This is a genomic window from Aquibium microcysteis, from assembly GCF_014495845.1.
Lineage (GTDB): Bacteria > Pseudomonadota > Alphaproteobacteria > Rhizobiales > Rhizobiaceae > Aquibium > Aquibium microcysteis.
The window spans coordinates 4,443,520-4,462,655 of the sequence record NZ_CP061080.1; the positions used below are offsets into that span (position 1 = coordinate 4,443,520).

21 protein-coding genes are annotated in these 19,136 nt (G+C 66.3%); 8 read left to right on the forward strand and 13 right to left on the reverse strand.

The features are described 5' to 3' along the window. The first annotated feature begins 24 nt into the window (after nucleotides 1-24). Genes IAI54_RS20815 through IAI54_RS20830 form a run of 4 tightly spaced genes read left to right on the forward strand, consistent with a single transcriptional unit; the run spans nucleotide 25 to nucleotide 3,252 of the window. A complete protein-coding gene (locus IAI54_RS20815; protein ID WP_275403585.1) occupies nucleotides 25-267 on the forward strand; it encodes a type II toxin-antitoxin system VapB family antitoxin in 243 nt (80 codons plus the stop codon). Next, entirely contained in the window at nucleotides 264-653 is a 390-nt protein-coding gene (locus IAI54_RS20820; protein ID WP_187969007.1) for a type II toxin-antitoxin system VapC family toxin, read from the forward strand. Before IAI54_RS20815 ends, IAI54_RS20820 begins: the two co-directional genes overlap by 4 nt. Further along, nucleotides 650-2,278: an ABC transporter ATP-binding protein gene (locus tag IAI54_RS20825; RefSeq protein ID WP_187969008.1), complete on the forward strand. Its 1,629-nt coding sequence runs from the start codon at nucleotides 650-652 to the stop codon at nucleotides 2,276-2,278. The genes IAI54_RS20820 and IAI54_RS20825 overlap by 4 nt, the downstream gene beginning before the upstream one ends. Nucleotides 2,279-2,304: 26 nt before the next feature. Beyond that, nucleotides 2,305-3,252: a 2-hydroxyacid dehydrogenase gene (locus IAI54_RS20830; protein ID WP_187969009.1), complete on the forward strand. Its 948-nt coding sequence runs from the start codon at nucleotides 2,305-2,307 to the stop codon at nucleotides 3,250-3,252. A gap of 12 nt (nucleotides 3,253-3,264) precedes the next feature. Here IAI54_RS20830 and IAI54_RS20835 read toward each other — a convergent pair whose 3' ends face one another. From IAI54_RS20835 to IAI54_RS20845, 3 genes are all read right to left on the reverse strand, one after another. Then, the gene (locus IAI54_RS20835; protein ID WP_187969010.1) at nucleotides 3,265-4,128 is read right to left on the reverse strand and encodes a C40 family peptidase; all 864 of its coding nucleotides are present in this window, start codon (nucleotides 4,126-4,128) and stop codon (nucleotides 3,265-3,267) included. Continuing rightward, nucleotides 4,125-4,478, reverse strand: coding sequence for a MarR family transcriptional regulator (locus IAI54_RS20840; RefSeq protein WP_187969011.1), 354 nt, complete (start codon nucleotides 4,476-4,478; stop codon nucleotides 4,125-4,127). The genes IAI54_RS20835 and IAI54_RS20840 overlap by 4 nt, the downstream gene beginning before the upstream one ends. A 61-nt stretch (nucleotides 4,479-4,539) precedes the next feature. After that, on the reverse strand, nucleotides 4,540-5,916 hold the full coding sequence (locus IAI54_RS20845) for a leucyl aminopeptidase family protein (protein WP_187969012.1): 1,377 nt from the start codon (nucleotides 5,914-5,916) through the stop codon (nucleotides 4,540-4,542). A gap of 117 nt (nucleotides 5,917-6,033) precedes the next feature. On the opposite strand from IAI54_RS20845, the gene IAI54_RS20850 reads away from it, so the two are divergent. Then, a complete protein-coding gene (locus IAI54_RS20850) occupies nucleotides 6,034-6,849 on the forward strand; it encodes a tetratricopeptide repeat protein (RefSeq protein ID WP_187969013.1) in 816 nt (271 codons plus the stop codon). A gap of 162 nt (nucleotides 6,850-7,011) precedes the next feature. On the opposite strand, the gene IAI54_RS20855 is transcribed toward IAI54_RS20850, so the two are convergent. The 9 genes from IAI54_RS20855 to IAI54_RS20895 all read right to left on the reverse strand — a co-directional run bounded on the left by IAI54_RS20855 (nucleotide 7,012) and on the right by IAI54_RS20895 (nucleotide 16,054). Next, the gene (locus tag IAI54_RS20855) at nucleotides 7,012-8,034 is read right to left on the reverse strand and encodes a type II secretion system F family protein (protein WP_187969014.1); all 1,023 of its coding nucleotides are present in this window, start codon (nucleotides 8,032-8,034) and stop codon (nucleotides 7,012-7,014) included. Between the two features lie 18 nt (nucleotides 8,035-8,052). Then, the gene (locus tag IAI54_RS20860) at nucleotides 8,053-9,066 is read right to left on the reverse strand and encodes a type II secretion system F family protein (RefSeq protein ID WP_187969015.1); all 1,014 of its coding nucleotides are present in this window, start codon (nucleotides 9,064-9,066) and stop codon (nucleotides 8,053-8,055) included. A gap of 26 nt (nucleotides 9,067-9,092) precedes the next feature. Beyond that, the gene (locus IAI54_RS20865) at nucleotides 9,093-10,535 is read right to left on the reverse strand and encodes a TadA family conjugal transfer-associated ATPase (RefSeq protein ID WP_420838235.1); all 1,443 of its coding nucleotides are present in this window, start codon (nucleotides 10,533-10,535) and stop codon (nucleotides 9,093-9,095) included. A 66-nt stretch (nucleotides 10,536-10,601) separates the two neighbouring features. Further along, nucleotides 10,602-11,888 carry a CpaE/TadZ family protein gene (locus IAI54_RS20870; RefSeq protein ID WP_187969017.1) on the reverse strand — a complete coding sequence of 429 codons (1,287 nt, stop codon included), beginning with the start codon at nucleotides 11,886-11,888 and terminating at the stop codon, nucleotides 10,602-10,604. Between the two features lie 24 nt (nucleotides 11,889-11,912). After that, on the reverse strand, nucleotides 11,913-12,632 hold the full coding sequence (locus IAI54_RS20875) for a CpaD family pilus assembly protein (protein ID WP_187969018.1): 720 nt from the start codon (nucleotides 12,630-12,632) through the stop codon (nucleotides 11,913-11,915). 18 nt (nucleotides 12,633-12,650) lie between these two features. Then, nucleotides 12,651-14,216 carry a type II and III secretion system protein family protein gene (locus IAI54_RS20880; protein WP_187969019.1) on the reverse strand — a complete coding sequence of 522 codons (1,566 nt, stop codon included), beginning with the start codon at nucleotides 14,214-14,216 and terminating at the stop codon, nucleotides 12,651-12,653. Further along, on the reverse strand, nucleotides 14,213-15,022 hold the full coding sequence (gene cpaB, locus IAI54_RS20885) for a Flp pilus assembly protein CpaB (RefSeq protein ID WP_187969020.1): 810 nt from the start codon (nucleotides 15,020-15,022) through the stop codon (nucleotides 14,213-14,215). Before cpaB ends, IAI54_RS20880 begins: the two co-directional genes overlap by 4 nt. Before the next feature lie 144 nt (nucleotides 15,023-15,166). Beyond that, complete coding sequence (locus tag IAI54_RS20890; RefSeq protein ID WP_187969021.1) at nucleotides 15,167-15,688, reverse strand: A24 family peptidase; 522 nt, start codon at nucleotides 15,686-15,688, stop codon at nucleotides 15,167-15,169. Nucleotides 15,689-15,835: 147 nt separating this feature from the next. Beyond that, a complete protein-coding gene (locus IAI54_RS20895) occupies nucleotides 15,836-16,054 on the reverse strand; it encodes a Flp family type IVb pilin (RefSeq protein WP_187969022.1) in 219 nt (72 codons plus the stop codon). Nucleotides 16,055-16,416: 362 nt separating this feature from the next. Between IAI54_RS20895 and IAI54_RS20900 the strand changes: the two genes are divergently transcribed. The 3 genes from IAI54_RS20900 (at nucleotide 16,417) to IAI54_RS20910 (ending at nucleotide 18,208) form a co-directional block, all read left to right on the forward strand. Continuing rightward, nucleotides 16,417-16,803 carry a pilus assembly protein N-terminal domain-containing protein gene (locus IAI54_RS20900; protein ID WP_235679428.1) on the forward strand — a complete coding sequence of 129 codons (387 nt, stop codon included), beginning with the start codon at nucleotides 16,417-16,419 and terminating at the stop codon, nucleotides 16,801-16,803. Nucleotides 16,804-16,959: 156 nt separating this feature from the next. Further along, entirely contained in the window at nucleotides 16,960-17,538 is a 579-nt protein-coding gene (locus tag IAI54_RS20905) for a TadE/TadG family type IV pilus assembly protein (RefSeq protein ID WP_235679124.1), read from the forward strand. Beyond that, nucleotides 17,531-18,208 (forward strand): TadE/TadG family type IV pilus assembly protein, encoded by a 678-nt coding sequence (locus IAI54_RS20910; protein ID WP_235679125.1) that lies wholly within the window; start codon nucleotides 17,531-17,533, stop codon nucleotides 18,206-18,208. The genes IAI54_RS20905 and IAI54_RS20910 overlap by 8 nt, the downstream gene beginning before the upstream one ends. Before the next feature lie 7 nt (nucleotides 18,209-18,215). Here the strand turns inward: IAI54_RS20910 and IAI54_RS20915 are convergent, their stop codons facing one another. Further along, the gene (locus IAI54_RS20915) at nucleotides 18,216-19,082 is read right to left on the reverse strand and encodes a phosphate/phosphite/phosphonate ABC transporter substrate-binding protein (protein WP_187969024.1); all 867 of its coding nucleotides are present in this window, start codon (nucleotides 19,080-19,082) and stop codon (nucleotides 18,216-18,218) included. Between the last annotated feature and the right edge of the window lie 54 nt (nucleotides 19,083-19,136).

Below are 19,136 nucleotides of genomic sequence, written 5' to 3' on the forward strand. Positions count from 1 at the left end.
TCTACCATGGGGGCTGCTGTGGGCATGAACATCAAGGACAAGGAGGCTCATCACCTGGCCCGGATGATCGCCGACTTCACCGGTGAATCCCTCACGGCGGCAGTCGTGGTGGCCTTGCGCGAGAGGCTGGAACGATTGGAGCGGCAGGCTGACATCGCGAAGCGCCGCGCCCTGATCGACGAGATCATTCGTCGCTCGGGGCCGACCGCGCCCGGTCTGTCGAGCGATCATTCCGACCTCTACGACGAGGCGGGATTGCCGAAATGATCGTCGATGCTTCGGCGATTCTGGCCGTTCTGTTCGAGGAACCGGAGAAGGACGGCTTCAGAGACCTGATGCTCAGGCAGAAAGAGCTTGCCATGTCGCCGGTCAACTATCTCGAGGCTGCCGTCCGGGCCGATGACAAGCGGCATCCGAGAAAAGGCGTGGAACTGGACGCGCTGCTGCAAGGATTCGGAATCGCGATCACCGTCGTCGATTCCCGGCAGGCCTATCTCGCACGCGAGGCCTACCAGCGCTTCGGCAAGGGCAACCACCCCGCCCGCCTCAACCTCGGCGACTGCTTCGCCTATGCGCTCGCAAAGGCCCGCCGAGAGCCGCTTCTCTTCAAGGGCGACGATTTCCGCCAGACCGACGTCGAGGCCGCGTTTTGAACCAACTACTCCTTTCGGTCCGCGATCTCTCCGTCGCCTTCACCCAGGGCGGGCGCGAGCAGATCGCCGTCGACCGCGTTTCCTTCGACATAGCGAAAGGCGAGACCATCGCGCTGGTGGGCGAATCCGGCTCGGGCAAGTCGGTCTCGGCGCTCTCGGTCCTGAAGCTGCTGCCCTATCCCTCCGCCAGCCATCCGTCCGGCTCGATCCTGTTCGACGGCCAGGATCTGCTCGCGAAGGACGATGCCGACCTCCGCAAGGTCCGCGGCCGCGACATCACCATGATCTTCCAGGAGCCGATGACCTCGCTCAACCCGCTGCACACCATCGAGCGGCAGATCGGCGAGGTGCTGAAGCTGCACCAGGGCATGAACGACCGCCAGGCGCGCGAGCGGGCGATCGCACTTCTCCTGGAAGTCGGCATCCGTGATCCCGAAAAGCGGCTCGACGCCTATCCGCACCAGCTCTCGGGCGGCCAGCGCCAGCGCGTCATGATCGCCATGGCGCTCGCCAACGAGCCGAAGCTGCTGATCGCCGACGAGCCGACGACCGCGCTCGACGTGACGGTACAGGCGCAGATCCTGGAGCTCTTGGACAATCTGAAAGCCCGCAACGGCATGTCGATGCTGTTCATCACCCATGATCTCGGCATCGTGCGACGGATCGCCGATCGCGTCTGCGTCATGAACAAGGGCAGGATCGTCGAGTCCGGCCCGACGGCGCGCATCTTCGCCGACCCGCAGCACGACTACACGCGCCACCTGCTCGCCGCCGAGCCGAAGGGCCGGCCGCCGCTGAGCGATCCGACCGCGCGCGAGGTCATGACCGGCAAGGACATGAAGGTCTGGTTCCCGATCAAGAAGGGCTTCCTGCGCCGCACGGTGGACCATGTGAAGGCGGTCGACGGCATCGACGTCACGGTGCGCGCGGGGCAGACGGTCGGCGTCGTCGGTGAGTCGGGATCGGGCAAGACGACGCTCGGCCTGGCGCTGTGCCGGATGATCTCCTCGAAGGGTGCGATCCGCTTCGCCGGCCGGGAGATCGACAGCCTGTCGTTCAACGAGATGCGGCCGCTGCGCAGCGAGGTGCAGATCGTCTTCCAGGACCCCTTCGGTTCGCTCAGCCCGCGCATGTCGGTCTCCGAGATCATCGAGGAGGGTCTTCGCATCCACCAGCCGAAGCTCTCGGCCGACCAGCGCGACGATCTCGTGGTGGCGGTTCTGAAGGAGGTGGGTCTCGATCCGGAGACGCGCTTCCGCTATCCGCATGAATTTTCCGGTGGGCAGCGGCAGCGCATCGCCATCGCCCGCGCGATGGTGCTGAAGCCGAAATTCGTCATGCTGGACGAGCCGACTTCGGCACTCGACATGAGCGTGCAGGCGCAGGTGGTCGATCTTCTGCGCGACCTGCAGAAGAAGCACGATCTCGCCTACCTGTTCATCAGCCACGACCTGCGCGTGGTTCGGGCGCTCGCCAACGAGGTGATCGTCATGCGCAACGGCAGGATCGTCGAGACGGGTACGGCGGACGAGATCTTCGAGCGACCGAAGACCGATTACACGAAGGCGCTGATCGCGGCCGCCTTCGACATCGCCACGGCTCCGCAGGGCGTGGTCAGCGAATGACGGGACGCACGGACGGGGGGAGCACGATGCAGGCAGCCAAGGGACGGGTCCTTCTCTCGGTGACCGGTTTCAATCCCCAGCGCTGGCACGAACTGCTGTCGGCAGGGCGCGAGGTGGTGCTGGAGCCGCAGGCGCCGGGTGATCCGTCGATCCATTATGCGGTGGTGTGGAAGCAGAAACCGAACGTGCTGGCCCACCTGCCCAACCTGAAGGCCGTGTTCTCGATCGGTGCAGGCGTCGACCACATCTTCTCCGATCCGGGTCTGCCCGACGTTCCCATCGTGCGCGTGGTGGCCGAAAACCTGTCGCAGCACATGACCGAGTATGTCTGCTGGCGGGTGCTCGACCACCACCGCCAGGGAATGCTCTACCGGCAGCAGCAGAAGCGCAGGATCTGGCGCGAGCCGGCCCAGCCGGCGGCCGACGCGGTGTCGGTCGGCATCATGGGGCTCGGCAATCTGGGACGCGCCGCCGCCAGAGCGCTGCTGGCCCTCGGCTTCCACGTCAACGGATGGAGCCGCTCGGGTTCGGCGATGGAGGGCGTGACCTGCTTCGGCGGCAAGGCGGGCCTCGAGCCGTTCCTGCGCGCCACCGACATGCTCGTCGTGCTGCTGCCGCTGACGCCCGCCACGACGGGCGTGGTCAACTACGACCTCCTGTCGAAGCTGCGGCGCGACAATCCGCTCGGCGGCGCGGTGCTGATCAATGCCGGCCGCGGTCGTCTCCAGAAGGATACCGATATCGCCCGTGCGCTCGACGAAGGAATTCTCAAGGAAGCGAGCCTCGACGTCTTCGAAACCGAACCGCTGCCGAGAACGAGCCCGCTCTGGTCGCACGAAAAGGTGTTCGTGACGCCGCATGCGGCCGCCACCTCCGACCCCGCTCACCTCGCCGGGCCGATGCTCGACCAGATGGACGCCTGCGACCGCGGCGAGCCGCTGGCGAATCTCGTCGATCGAGCGGCCGGGTACTGACGCTTCCGCCCGCTACGGCCGGCGGAATCCGGTGGGTTGGCCGTAGAGGTAGCCGATCCGGGCGATCGCCCCGCTCAGGCTCTCCCGCGCCACCGTCATGGTGTGCCCGTTGGCGTGGATGATCGCATCGGGTCCGGTGACGATGGCGACGTGGCCCTTCCAGAACACGAGATCGCCGCGCTTCAGGGAGGCGCGATCCGCGTCCGCGCCGAGTGCCGAGCCGATGCCGGCCGCCTGCATGTCCGAGTCGCGCGGCGCCTTCAGGCCCGACATCCGCATCGCGAGCTGGACCAGCCCCGAACAGTCGATGCCGAAGGCCGAGGCGCCGCCCCACAGGTAAGGGGTGTGTTCGAGCGTCTCGGCGACCGCGACCCAGTCGCCTGCGGATTCGGCGAGCGGCCGCAGATGCGCGGCCACGGCCGCTTCGCCCGTCGGCAGGAGCGCATAGAGCGTCCCGCGCGTCTCGGTCTCGCCGACGACCTCGATCTGCGATCCCATGGACAACGCCTCGGTGCGAGGCTTCTTCATGTCCGGTCCGGCGTAGAGAAAGGTGCGCGGCACGGCGACCACGTGCGTTGCGACGCCGGCATCCGCCGGGCCCAGTCCGCCGGCTTCGACATAGCCGACATATCCGTCCTCTCCGGCCTGTACCCAAGCCAGCCCTTCCTGCTCGTCGTAGACGGCTACCGGCGCACCGCGCAGCAGCTGCGTGTTGAGGCCGGCGCTTCGAGACGGCCCGGCCAGCATGTCGAGGACCGGGCCGACCACCCGCATCGGCCGACCGGCCACGAAGCGCCCTGCCTCGACACGACCCTGCAGGCGCAGGTCGGCGAGGTCGCTTCGGTAGGCATGCAGCCGCTTGTCGGGCAAGGTCATGGCGCGGATGGCTCCCTGGCGCTGGCGATGATGACGTCACCGAAACGTTCCACGAAGAGGGCGCCTTCGACGGTGCGCTTCACCAGCACGTTGCGCCTGTCGCGTTCGTCGCGGTGGCGCGACACCAGCTTGAGCGCGCCCATCATGTCGAGCGCCCGGGTGATCACCGGCTTGGAGACGTTCAGCCGCGCCGCAAGCCCGCGGATCGTATGCGGCGGCGGGTCGAGATAGATCGTCAGCAGGATCGCCGCCTGGCGCAGCGACAGGTCCGGTCGCCCCGCGCGCGTTTCCGTCACGGCCACGTCCTGCCAAAGGCGCAAGGCCTCGCCTGCTCTGAGATGAACCGCCATCGTGCCCTTCTCCGTTCCGGAACCGTATCATTCCGGAGAGGGAAAGTTCCAGTGGGTCCGCTCAGCTTCCGTAGCGTGCCGTCAGCAGATGCTCCAGCGCCCGGATCGCCTGAGCCTCGCCCCCTGCCGGACCATGCGCACGCGCCGCAGGGTTCCACGCGAAGATATCGAAGTGGCTCCAGGCCTTCGCCTTTTCGACGAAACGCTGCAGGAACAGCGCGGCGGTGATCGAACCGGCGAAGCCGTCGCTGGTGACGTTGTTCAAGTCGGCAACTTTGGAAGCGAGCTTCTCGTCGTAGGGCGCCCAGAGCGGCATCCGCCATACTGGATCTCCCGCCTCGATCGCTGCCGCGGCAATCTCGGCGGCCAGCGAATCGTCGGCAGTATAGAAGGGCGCGATGTCGGGACCGACGGCCACGCGCGCGGCCCCCGTCAGCGTCGCCATGTCGATCATCAGCTCCGGCGCCTCCTCGTCGGCGAGCGCGAGAGCATCGGCCAGCACCAGCCGTCCTTCGGCGTCGGTATTGCCGATCTCGACGGTCGGGCCTTTGCGGCTCCTCAGGACGTCGCCGGGCCGGAAGGCGTTTCCGGCAATGGCATTCTCGACCGCCGGAATCAGAACGCGCAGCCGCACCTTCAGTCCTGCGCCCATGATCATGTCGGCCAGGCCGAGCACGTTCGCGGCACCGCCCATGTCCTTCTTCATCAGGAGCATGCTGCTGGAGGGCTTGATGTCGAGACCTCCGGTGTCGAAACAGACGCCCTTGCCCACGAGGGTCACCTTCGGCGCATCCGCCGGCCCCCACGTCATGTCGATCAGGCGCGGGGCATCCGGAGAGGCGCGCCCCACGGCATGGATCATCGGGAAGTTCCGCGCCAGCAGATCGTCGCCGACGATGCTGGTGATCGATGCATGGTGCCTTTGCGCCAGCGACTTGGCGGCCTCCTCCAAAGCGGCGGGGCCGAAGTCGCTGGTGGGGGTGTTGACGAGATCCCGGGTCATGTAGACGGCCTGCGCGATGCGGTGCGCCCGAATGCCGTCGGCACCCTCCGGCACGACGACCCTCAGAGCATTGCCGGGCTTTCCGGAATAGCGCGTGAAGCGATAGCCGCCGAGCAGCAGGCCGACGGCCGCCTGCGTGGGATGGGCGAGCGGCCCGGCGAAATGCCAGTCGCCTTCCGGAAGGTCGCGGGCGAGGGCGCCCGCGACCAGACGGGCAAATCCGACGTCCCCGTCCGGCAGCCCGAGGAGAGCCCCGGCGACGGAACCATCGGCCCCGGGCAGGACGAGAACACGGCCGGGCTGCCCTGCGAAGTCGTTCGCTTTCGCCCAGGTCAGCGCGGCCGCCGGCAGTCCGGCTTCGTCCAGCCGGCCCTTCACGACCGGGTGGATCGGCTTCGACGTCGCGCTCGGAGCATCGACGAGTTGCACAGGCATCGGGCTGTCTCCTGCTGCGCGCGGCCGGCGGCCGCGCTTAACCAACCGTTAGGGTTAACGGAATATTTCTTTCCCCGACAGGGCGCCGCCTGCGGCGCGGACGACGGAGAAGGCGGCATGATGACCAAACGCGACCGGAAGGCAACCGCTGGGCTTTGGCGCACGGCGGCGCTGGGATTGGTCCTCGCCCTGGCGTTGGGGGGGTGCGCGAACTCGCGCATGACGACCGGATCCGTCGATCGTTCCCCCGGCAAGGCGGTCTCGGAGATGTCGGCCGTCGAACTGTCGCGGGCGGCCGACCAGCTGGGCAAGAGCTATGCCCGGACGCCCACCGACAAAGCCATCGGGCTCCGCTATGCGGAAGTGCTGCAGATGGGCGGGCGGACCGACCAGTCGCTGGCGGTGATGCGCAAACTGGCGATCGAACATCCCGCGGATCGTCAGGTTCTTGCCGCCTACGGCAAGGCGCTGGCGGCGGCCGGGCAGCTCGAACCCGCTCTCGACGCGGTCCGGCGCGCCCAGACGCCCGAATACCCCGACTGGAAACTGGTCTCTGCCGAAGCCGCGATCCTCGACCAGCTGGGCAAGTCCGGCGACGCGCGGGCACTCTATCGCCGCGCCCTCGACATGAAGCCGAACGAGCCTTCCATCCTGTCGAACCTCGGCATGTCCTACGTGCTCGAAGGCGACCTGCGCAGTGCCGAGACGTACATGCGCTCGGCCGCGAGCCTGCCCGGCGCCGACAGTCGCGTCCGCCAGAACCTGGCGCTCGTGGTCGGCCTGCAGGGCCGCTTCGAGGAGGCCGAGAAGCTCGCGCGCCAGGAACTCTCCCCCGAACAGGCCGAAGCCAACGTCGCCTACCTGCGGTCCATGCTGGCCCAGCAGAATGCCTGGAACGATCTCAAGCGGGATGAGAGCAAGGACACGAACTGACGCGCCGGCGCGTCATCGTTCGGCCCGCACGATCTGCAGGCCCAAGCCCGCGCGCGACCTCTCCGTCGGAATCCCCGGTTCGGCGGACGTGTGGTGAGCCCGGGGAAGCCGATCCGTCCCGTCTCGCTCCTCGCCGCGCATCGTCGGCGCAGCAGCGCAGTCCTATTCTTCGGACGAAGTCGACTCCTTCTTGTCGCCGAACACCCCGCGCTCGCTGAACTGCATGATCGCGGGACCGAGAATGACCGCGAAGAGCACCGGTAGGAAGAACAGGATCATCGGGACGGTGAGCTTCGGCGGCAGCGCTGCGGCCTTCTTCTCCGCCTCGTTCATGCGCATCTCGCGGCTCTCCTGCGCCAGCACGCGCAGGGCATGGGCCAGCGGCGTGCCGTAGCGCTCCGCCTGGATCAGCGCCTGGCTGACGCTCTTCACGGTTTCGAGCCCGGTGCGGCTGGCGAGGTTCTCATAGGCCATGCGGCGTTCCTGCAGGAAGGACAGCTCCGCATTGGTCAGGACCAGTTCCTCGGCCAGTTCGACCGACTGCGCGCCGATCTCCTCCGCCACGCGGCGAAAGGCGGCCTCGATCGCCATGCCCGATTCCACGCAGATGAGCATCAGATCGAGCGCATCCGGCCAGGCCTTCTGAATGCTCTGCTTGCGCTTGGTCGCCTGGTTGTTGACGTAGACGACCGGTGCGTAGAAGCCCGCATAGGCGAAGACCACGACCACGAAGCACTTGACGAACAGCGGCTGTTCGGGAAGCGAGTCGAGCACGAAGACGTAGATGACGCCGAGGAACAGGCCGGCGAACGGCAACACCAGGCGGAAGAACAGGAATCTGGTGAGCGGGTTCTGGCCGCGGAACCCTGCCATCTTCAGTTTCGCCAGCGTCGTTTCGTCGGCCAGCGCCCGCTTCAGATCCAGGCGCTCGACGATGTTGCGCATGCCGTGCGCCTGTTCCTCGCGAAGTCCCTTGCGCCGCCGTTCCGCATCCGCAGCCAGCCTTGCCCGCTGCTTTGCACGCAGTTCGTCGCGCTCCAGCGCCACCGACTTCATGCGCGCCTTCAGTTCGTCGCCGCCGAAGGCCGGCATGACGGTGAAGACTGTCGCGAAGACGGCGACTGCCACCAGGAGAGCGATCAGGAAGGTGGGATCGAAGATCGCCTTGGCGACTTGCTCGGACATGCTCAGCCCTCCCGTCGATCAGACATCGAAGTTCATCATCTTCTTCATCACGAAGATGCCGATCGCCATCCAGATCAGCGAGACGCCGAGGACGAGATGGCCGGTGCTCGTGATGAAGAGCGGCATGATGTAGTTGGGGCTCGACAGATAGACGAGGAAGGCGACGATGAAGGGCAGCGCGCCGATGATGGCGGCCGAGGCCTTCGCTTCCATGGACAGGGCCTGCACCTTGGCCTTCATCCGCTTGCGGTCGCGCAGCACCCGCGACAAGTTGCCCAGCGCCTCCGACAGGTTGCCGCCGGCCTGTGACTGGATCTGGATGACGATGCCGAAGAACGCGGCCTCCGGGCACGGCATCGTCTCGGCCATCCTGAGTGCCGCCTCGGGGGTCGACATGCCGACCTGCTGTGCCTCGACCATGCGGCGAAATTCGCTGCGTACGGGCTCGCGCGACTCGCTCGCGATCAGCCGGATGCCGTCATTGATGGGGAGGCCCGACTTCACTGCGCGCACGATGATGTCGAGCGCGTTGGGCAGTTCCTCGAGGAAGGCCTTGGTGCGGCGGGCCTTGATGAAGACGATGATCCAGCGGGGAAGGCCGACGCCGCCGGCGAGGGCTGCGGCCGGCACGGCCCAGAGCGGAGCGCCGCCAAGCAGGGCCAGCACGGCGAAGGCGAGGCCCGCGAGGGCCGAGAACAGGTAGAAGCGTTCGAGCGTGATCGTCAGGCCCGCCTGCTTGATCTGCAGCTTCAGCGGCGGCTTCCGCGTGTTGCGGTCCTTCGCCTTCTGCTTCTCGTCGAGGTCCTTGAGCGAATCCTGCACGGACTTGCGCCGCTTGGCGGCTTCCGCCAGCTTGTCGCGAGAAGCCTTGACGACCGCCCGGTCGGTCTCGGCCTTCTTGATGGTCTCGAGCCGCTTGCTCGCTTTGGTCTCGTTGGCGATCGTGTCGAACATGAACACGTAGGCCACCGCGCCCGCCGACAGGCCGGCGAGAAGGATCATGGCGAAGACGGAGACGTCGAGGCCGAACATGACGTTACGCTCCCGCCGCCATCATCTCAGGCCTGTCTTTCCATCGATTCGAGTGCGTTGGCGAGGCGCGCCTCCTCGTTGTAGTAGCGGGCCCTATCCCAGAAGCGCGGCCGGCCGACGCCCGTCGAAACGTGCTTGCCGACGAGCTTCCCCTGCGCGTCCTCGCCCATGATGTTGTAGAGGATGAGGTCCTGGGTGATGATGACGTCCCCTTCCATGCCGAGCACCTCGGTCACGTGGGTGATGCGGCGCGACCCGTCGCGCAGGCGCGCGGCCTGGATGATGACGTCGACGGATCCTACGATGATCTCGCGCACCGTCTTCTGGGGCAGCGTGAAGCCGCCCATGGCGATCATCGATTCGATGCGGTTCAGGCACTCGCGCGGCGAGTTCGAGTGGATCGTGCCCATCGAGCCGTCGTGGCCGGTGTTCATGGCCTGGAGCAGGTCGAACACCTCGGGCCCGCGAACCTCGCCGACGATGATCCGCTCCGGACGCATGCGCAGGCAGTTCTTGACGAGATCGGTCATGGTGATCTGCCCCTCGCCCTCGAGGTTGGGCGGACGCGTCTCCAGACGGACCACATGCGGCTGCTGCAGCTGCAGCTCGGCGGAGTCCTCGCAGGTGATGATGCGTTCGTCGCGGTCGATGTAGTTCGTCAGGCAGTTGAGCAGCGTCGTCTTTCCCGAGCCGGTGCCGCCCGAGATGACGACGTTGCAGCGGACCCGGCCGATGATCTTGAGCACCTCGGCGCCCTGCGGCGATATGGCACCGAACTTGACGAGCTGATCGAGCGTCAGCTTGTCCTTCTTGAACTTGCGGATGGTGAGCGCCGCACCGTCGATGGCGAGCGGCGGGGCGATCACGTTGACGCGCGAGCCGTCCGGCAGGCGGGCATCGCAGATCGGGCTCGACTCGTCGACGCGCCGGCCGACCTGGCTGACGATGCGCTGGCAGATGTTGAGAAGCTGCTGGTTGTCGCGGAAGCGGATGCCCGTCTGTTCGACCTTGCCTGCAACCTCGATGTAGACGTTCTTCGACCCGTTGACCATGATGTCGGCGATGTCGTCTCGCGCGAGCAGGGGTTCCAGGGGGCCGTAGCCGAGCACGTCGTTGCAGATGTCCTCGAGCAGTTCCTCCTGCTCCGAGATCGACATCGCGAAGTTCTTGATGGCGATGATGTCGTTGACGATGTCGCGGATTTCCTCGCGCGCATTGTCCGGCTCGAGCTTGGCGAGCTGCGACAGGTCGATCGTGTCGATGAGCGCGGAAAAGACCTGGCTCTTGGTATCGTAGTAGTTCTCGCCGCGCTCGCGGGGGGCGGGCGCCTTCTTCGGTTCCGGTGCCATCGGCGGAGCGTCGACGGTCCGCCGGGCGGGTTCGCCCTGCCGGCCCCCCGACGACAGGGATGCGCTCTGGCCCGCGCGCTCGGAGACCGACGGCGTCGCGCCGCCGCGGAACTCGGGCATCGTCCTGTTGCCGCCGTCGCTTCCTCTTTTTCCAAACATGACCCGGGTACCCGCTTCCAGTTCGAACTATTTCTTCTTCGCCCTGAGCTTTTCCAGGATACCGGTCAGGCCGGGCTTGGCCCGCTGCTTGATCGCCGTGCGGCCGGTGATGACGTGCGCGATCTCCGAGATCGACTTCACCACCGCATGCTGCGCGTCCATCTCCGCCAGCATGCGCCCGTTGTTGGCGGCGTTCCCGAAGAACTGCGGCTCGAACGGGATGATCGCGAGCGGCGTAAGGCCGAGCGGTTCGGTGAAGTCGTTGGGCGAGATTTCCGGGCGCTTCGGCACGCCGGCCTGGTTGATGATCAGATGCGGCAGCTTGTCGTTCGGGCGAAGCTTGCGCAGCGTGTCGACCAGATTCTTGGTGTTGCGCAGGTTGGCGAGCTCGGGCGTGGCCGTGATGATCACCTCGTCGGCCTCGACCAGCGTGTTGCGGGTCCAGCCGTTCCAGACGTGGGGGACGTCGAGCACGAGCAGCGGCGCGCTGCGCTGCGCCGTGTCGATGATCTGCGCGAAGGCATCCGGATCGAAGTCGTAGACGCGGTCGAGGGTCGACGGCGCCGCCAGGAGCGACAGGTGTTCGGCGCACTGCGCCAGCAGTCGGTCGAGATAGACCTCGTCGATCCGCTCGGGCGAGAACACGGCCTCGGCGATGCCCTGTGCCGGATCCTGGTCGAAATTCATGTTGGCGGTGCCGAAAGGCAGATCGAGGTCGGCCACCACCACCTCGGAACTGAAGGTGCTCGACATCGTCCAGGCGACATTGTGGGCGATCGTCGAGGAACCGACGCCGCCCTTGGCGCCGACGAAGGCGATCGTCCTGCCGAGCGGCTCGGATTCCGGATTGACGAAGATCTGCGAGATGTTGCCGATGATGTCGGCGAGCGAGACAGGTGCGACGACGTATTCCGAGATGCCGAACCGCAGAAGCTCGCGATACAGCCAGACGTCGTTGTAGTGTCCAACGATCACCACCTTCGTCGAGGGGTCGCAGACCTCGGCCAGCCGCTCGAGCGACTGCAGGAGTTCCTTCGGCTCCGCTCGCGATTCCAGGATGATCAGGTTCGGCGTCGGCGACGTCGCATAGTAGGCGAGCGCGCCGTCGAGCCCGCCCATGGCGACGCGAACGTGCGCCTTCGACATGCGACGGTCTTCCGCGGCGCGCTCGATCGGCTTGGCGACGCTTTCCGTCTCGCAGAAGGCATGGATCGAGATCCGGGGAATCGGGCGCAGAGCGTTCAGCTGCGCGATTTCCTCGGCGGTGGCTCCGCTGCCGCCGATCGGCTCCGAGTTGTAGGCTAGATTGCTCATCTCGTGCGGTCCCGTCTCGTCGGATCAGTAGTTGACTTCGGAGGTCTGCCGGAAGCTCCCGGAGACGTTGCGGGCCTTGTAGTCGTCGAGCGCGTCGCCCCTGTTCTCGGCGTCGATGTCGCCGGGCGCACGAGGGCCGAGCAGATCGGCCGGATTGGCCATCTGGGCTGCGAGGTTGTTCTGGTAGGCACAGCCGAAATTGGCGTAGTGCTTGTTGTCGACGGTATTCGCGATGTCGGCGGGCCAGCGTCCGCACGGACCTGTGCTGGCCTTCATCCGCCTGTAGGATACGCGGATCGGCGGGCTCGCTTCCGGCGCACCGGCCTCGTAGGGCATGGAGACGACGCGTCCTGCGGGGATGCCGCGGCCGTGCAGATAGTGGGAAATGTCCGTTGCAACCAGTCCGGCGGCAACGGCGTTCGCGCTGCCCGACGGATAGAGGATCGTGATCGGCGCGCCCGCTCTCTCGTCGTAGTCCGCCAGGTATCCGTTGAGCGCGGTGCGCTGGATCCGCGACATGGCGTTGTCGCCGACCCCCACCGGCAGGTCGATTTTCTCTTCCTGCTCCGCGATGACGATGGGGTGATTGGTTCGGTAGTCGTCCGGCACGGAGCCGACCGTGATGGAGTCGCGCCGGGCGCAGCCGGTCAACACGGCTGCTGCCGCGGCAGCGAGGAGGAACGCGCGGACGGCGGTGCCGCACCGAGCAGAACCGGCATTGTCACGGTACAGGGCGCTGCGCATGGGTTCCGTCCCCCGGAATCACTTGTAGATGAAGCCGACGACGCCGTGATAACGGCCGTTCGGCTTGTCGGTTTGCATGGTGCCGTAGACGCGGTTGACGCGGCCGAGGAAGATTCCCGCACCGTCGCTGGGCGCGTTGAAATTGTCGTCCGGACGCGCCAGCTGCTGGCGGGCCACCGGCCGCGCGAGGTAGGGCGTGACGATGATCACGAGTTCGGACTCGTTGCGCACGAAATCGCGGCTGCGGAACAGCGTGCCCAGCACCGGAAGCTTCGCCAGGCCGGGAATGCCCGAGGACGCCTGGCGGATGTCGTCACGCACGAGGCCGGCGATCATCATCGAGCCCCCGGAGGGCAGCTCGACGGTGGTATCGGCCAGACGCTTGCGGATCGAGAGCATGTTGGTGCCGTTGGTCGTTCCGCCCGAACTCAGCGCGACGGATCCTTCGGTCGTCGGCTCCGAGACGGACGTTCGGATCTTCAGGCTGATGCGGCCGGGCGAAAGGACGGTCGGCTGGAATTCGAGCCCGATGCCGTATTCGATCTTCTCCGTCTCGTAGGTGATCGCACCGGTGCTCTTGTCGGTGGACTGGCCGGTGACGAGGTTGAATTCGCCACCGACCTTGAACGTAGCCTTCTCGCCGGAAATCGCCGTCAGCGTCGGTTCGGCGAGCGTCTTCATGACACCGGCCTGTTCCATGGCGTTGAGGTAGGACCTGAGGGTCGTGGAGCCGAGTGCGGCTCCGACGCCGAGCTGGGCGCCCGACATCTGCTTGCCGAGCCCGGAGATCCCGTCCGTGAGCGTGTTCCACGAGATCCCGTTGGAGGTGCCCGACGTGATCATGTTGACGCCGAGCTGCTTCATCACGATGCGGCTGACCTCGGCCACGGTGACCTTGAGCGTCACCTGATCCTCGCCGATGATCTTCAGCAGGTTGATGATGGCGCTGGTCTGGCGCTCGGAATCGGGGTTGTTGATGTCGACGCCGCCGCCATCGGTGGGCGCGGCAGCGGTCTGCGAGTACTGTCCCGTGGTCGCCTCGCCGCCGGTGACGAAGGCCCTGGCCAGCTGCACCGCGCGGGCGGCGTCGAGCGGCGTCTCGACGGTTCCCGACAGAACGACGTTGTCGTTGAGAAGCTCGACCTTGATGTCGGAGTTGGGGACGAAACGTTCGAGATACTCCTCCAGGCCTGCCACGTCGCGTTCGATGGCGAGATCCAGATTGGCGATCTGCTCGCCATTGGCGCCGAAGACGAAGATGTTGGTCTCGCCGACCTGTTTGCCGAAGAGATAGATCCGACGCGCGGTGCGGGTCACCGCATCGGCGACCGACGGGTTGGCGACGAGGATGTCGTAGGCGTCCTGCGGCAGGTCGATGACCAGCGACTTGTTGAGGCCGAGCTTCACCCGCTGAGCACCGGCCGTGGAGCGGACGCTCGCGTCGCGGGCTTCCGCCGGGACGGTTGCGGCGGCGGCAAGGAGGACGCCTGCCGACACGGTCGCCGCCAGGGCGCATGCTGCGAGGCGAGGCAGGGCGCGGCCCCTGGCGCCGACACGGTGCGTGTTCCCTTCAGGCGACGTCATTTGCGCGCTCCAACTTCGGTGACTTCTCCCGAGCGGATGAGACGCACCGTGCCGCGCCGGCCGTTTCCGGACACGAGGTAGTCGGCATCCTCCGCCGGCGGTTCCTGTGAATCGGTGATCGACCGGAGCGCGAGCGTGAGACGATCTGCCATCTGCTGCGCCACGGTGATGATCTCGGACTGCTGCGGCGTCAGCTCGAGGGTGGCGGTCTCGCCCACCTTCACGCGCTTGCCCTCCTCGTTTTCCTGGATCATCTGGTCGATGGCGAGCACGCGGATGTTCTTCAGGATCGTCTCGGTCACGAAACCCTGCGACGATCCGTTCTCCGAGCGCCGCGTCATGATCACGTCGACATAGTCGTTGGGCAGGATGAAGCCGCCCGCCGAGGTGTCCGCCGAGATCTGCGTCGCGACGGCCCGCTTGCCGGACGGCAGAATCGACGACATGAAGCTCTTCCCGTGGCCGATCAGCTTGGACCTGCGGACGGGCTCGCCCTTGTACATGGAGACGCGCGGGACCGATCCCTTCAGGAGCTCCATCGCGTCGGCCTCGTCGTTGCGGAGGATATATCCCTCCGTCACCGCCGCCTCCGGCCACGACTGCCACTTCATCTGCGTTTCGAGCGGCTGGCCGGCCGGTACGTCCTCCGACAGGATCAGGACTTCGGTCAGGGGGATCGAGGGCTTGACGGGTGCTGCCGCGACGATCTCGGCCGGCGGCGTGGTGGCCATGTTCTTGGCGATGTACCCGGCGCCGCCTGCGGCGACAGCCGCGACGCCCAGTACGATCAAGCGTGATGTGTTCATCGACCCGCACCTCTGCCCGGCGAATGTGCTCACCGGGCCCGACAATGCGGCGCCAATCGTCAAATTACGGTTAATGAATAGCTTACGGTCGTGCTTAATTTAGGGTTGAAACGCGCCTCTGGAAACCGTCGCGGCGGCCTGAGGCTAGCCGGCGATCATCCGGGCGACCGCCCATGCCGCGAGCGGCGATTCGGGGAAGGCCACGAAACCTCCCATGGCGAGCGCGATGCCATAGGGAATGCCGACGGAGGAGTCGGCGATGTTGCGCAGCAGGATGTGCTTGCCGGCATAGACGCTGAGGGGCGAGTTGCGAAACGTCAGGATGGCGAGGGTGAGCGTCCCGCCGAAGGCGGCCGAGGCGAGGATGTAGATCGCCAGCGGCATCCCGAAGCCCATCCACAGGGCCGTGGCCGCCAGCAGCTTGGCGTCGCCGCCGCCCATGGCGCCGATGGCGAAGAGCGAGAAGGAGAAGGCCAGGACCACCGCCATTGCAGCGAAATGGAGGCCGTAGGTCTGCCAGTCCATCCCCGTCAGGGGGGCGAGGATCGCGAAGGTAGCGACGAGGATGATCGAAACCCGGTTGGCGATCGTCATCGACAGAAGATCGGAAACTGCCGCGAAGGCGAGGCAGAACGGAAAGACCACGAAAATGGCTGCCTCGATCATGTTCCAACTCCCCTCTCGAGCACCATTGTTTTCCCCCCGGCCCCCATGTCGTCCGCCCGTCGCGGTGGTCCGGGGCAGGTCACGAAAAAGGGCCGCTCCTTCCGGGAGCGGCCCTTCTTCACAGAACCGCGCTAGGCGGGCTTGCGATCAGTCGCCGGCGCCATCGCCAGCGCCAGCGCCAGCACCCGCGCCGCCGCCGGCGCCGCTGACCGTCGTGGCGATCGAGCTGAACTTCGAGTCGAGGCTGGTGCCGAGAGCGGTGGCACCGGTCATGATGGCGACGGCGATGAGGGCGGCGATGAGGCCGTACTCGATGGCGGTCGCGCCGGATTCGTTCTTCAGGAAGCGTGCAAAAAGCTTGGACATTCGAGAGCTCCTACTCCACGTGTTTACAGCGAACCGTCAACGTTCTTGCCGTGTTGATCGGATGTCCCAACACTAGAAGGGAGGCATTTCGATCGGCTTAAGAAACAGAATTACCGGTTTCCTAATGTCGCCGATGGTGCTGCATGGTTAACGTGCGGCGAACGGGATGCAGTGGCGGGACGCCGTGGATTTATTCTTTAGCGGCCGTCTGTCGCGTCGGACGAGCCGCTGCGGCGGCCCGGCTGGAGAGCCCCCTTAACCTCGCATTCACCAGTTCGCTTCATGATCGCTAAACATCCACTCGTCGGAGCCCTTCCATGGCGCGGACATTCTTGCCTTTGCCCGGTGCAGCGGCCGCCTGCATGGCGGTTGCGGTTCTTGCCGGGGCACCGGCCCGGGCCGAGGGCGGCATTCCGATCCTGATGAACGAGGCCAAGATCGTGAAGCTGGCACGCCCCGCCGACACGATCGTCGTCGGCAATCCCGACATCGCGGATGCCTCGGTTCAGGACGCGACCACCATCATCCTCACCGGCAAGGGCTTCGGCGTGACCAACCTCGTCGTGATGGACGAGACCGGCGCGCCGATCGTGGACGAACAGATCTTCGTGAGCAGGCAGGACGCCAGGTCGGTGCGCATCTATCGCCGCTCCGAGGTGCAGACGCTGTCCTGCACGCCCTACTGCGAGGGTGCCTACAAGAGCGAGGCCGAAAGGACCTCCGAGGCCGAGATGAACGTCAGCCGCTGAGCGGCTGGCCGGCATGACGGACGTGGACGATCCGCGGCCGCCGCGGTGAAGGAATCCTTGACGGGGCCGGTGCAAGTCGATCTTTCCGAGGAACGGGAAGTCAACCGCCCTCCGCTAATGTGACGACCGACTGCACAGGGACAGCAGGATCGGGTCATGAACAGGTGGATTTCGTTTCGCAGGACAAGGTCCGGCTCGGCAGGCTGCCAGCGGCGCCTCGTTCGTTTTGCCCGCGACGAGAACGGGGCCCTGGCGATCGAGTTCGTCGCGCTCGCGCTGCCGTTCTCGATGCTGGTGTTCGCGATCCTCGAGAGCAGCGTCTCGTTTGCCGGTCAGCAGGTGCTCGTCAATGCGGCCGACAACATCGCCAGGCAGTTCCGCACCGGCCAGCTGAAGCCTGCCGACGTCGATGAAGCCAAGCTGAAGACCCTCATCTGTGCTGAACTCAAGATCATCGTGGCCTCCGGCTGTCCCGGCCTGGAGGTCGACCTGCGCCAGTTCGACACGTTCGAGGAGGCGGCCCAGCTCCGGATCAAGTACACGGACGGCGGCGACATCGACACGAGCGATTTCACGGTGGATCCCGGGCCGTCTCTCAGCAAGAACACGCTGCGCATCTTCTACCGCTGGCCGGTGATGACGGACGTGATGCGCAAGTCGATGTCGAACATCGGCGACGGCTATACGCTGCAGTTCGCCACGGTCACCTGGCAGAACGAGCCGTTCGATGACTGAGAGCAGATCCGCGACGAGCAGGAACGCCGGTATGGCCCGGGAGGACGCGCAGCCCGCACGGCCGAAGGGGATCCTGTGCCGAATCCGCGCACAGCTTGCCAGGCTCGGCCGGGACCGCGGCGGGGTCGCCGCGATCGAGTTCGCCTTCGTCGCCCCGGTCCTCCTGGTCACCTATTTCATGACGATGGAGGTCTCGCAGGGCCTGGAAATCAGCAAGAAGACGGGGCGTATCGCGATCATCGTCGGTGACCTCGTCACCCAGCAGCAATCGCTCAACAAGTCGGATCTGGATGCGATCATGCGGATCGGAGAGGCCGTGATCCAGCCCTACAACCGCAGCAAGCCTTCGGTCTACGTCACCGCCATCGAAATCAGCAACGAGGATACGCCGAAGGCCAAGGTCGCCTGGTCGCGGAAGCTCGTGGACGGCACGGCGAGCGCCTATCTCACGGTGGGTTCGGCCGTCAATTCCGTGCCCGAAAAGCTGATGATACCGGGTTCCTTCCTCATCCGCGCGGAAGCTTCGCTCGAATACACGCCGGTCGTGGTCTGGAGCGCCGGCGACGTCAAGGACCTCGGCCTGGTCTCGTCCTTCGACAAGCTCGACATGAGCGACCGCTACTTCCTGCGGCCGCGCATGAGCCAGAAGGTGACCTGCAACGACTGCTGAGCCCGAGTCAGCGGGGCTCAGGCTCCGCGAGGGCGTCGACCATCGCCGCCGCGACGGCGTAGTCGGCATCGGAGACGCGGACGAAACCGCCCTGGCGCAGAGGCTCGAGATGCTGGAGCACGTCCGGCTGCGCATCGTGTAGGCCGGTCAGGAAACGGACGAGCGCCGCTCTCGTCGCGGCCGGCATGTCGGCACGGACGGCATGGGGACCGTAGCGGAGCGGCTCGGACTGCCACTCCACCAGAAGGTCCTCCCGGGAGAGCCCGGCCGCCACGAGCCGGGAGAGAGTACCTCCGTCCGGCGCGGCGCCGGGCTGGAACGGGACCCAGCCGATCATGCCGCCGGCCTTGCCGGACACCAACATGTCCTCTGCGTCCGAAGCGCTTGCGGCCTCGGCGTAAGGGCCGGGCGCTCCCGCCGGCTGGCGGGCGGACGCCAGCCATCCGGTGGCGTCGGGCGGGACGGCCACGACGGCGCCGGCCTCGTCCCTGCGTCGGATCAGGACGGCGCGGATGCCCGTCGAACCGTCGGCACCGATCGGCGCCGCGATCGCCTCCAGGCAGCCGCAGACGCGCCGCGCCAGCGCATAGGCGGCGGCCGTATAGACGCCGTAGTCGATGCGGCCCCGCGACTGGGCGTCGATCAGCGCGGCATAGTCGCGGGCCACGAAGACCTGCGCCGGCAGCCCCGTCGCGTCCGAGAACGCCTTTTCGATCAGGACGGCGCCGTCGATCATGTTTCCGGCAGGTGTCTGCGCGACCATGCCTATCCTCAGGACGGACGGGTCCGCGACGGTCTGGGCCGCGCCGGACTGCGCATACAGGAGCACTGCCAGGGCGGCTCCGGAAGCCAGGCCGGCCGTCTTCGTGAACATGATCGTCACTCCTCGGATCACCGTCCCATCATGCCGCTGCAATCTTGCGGTTTG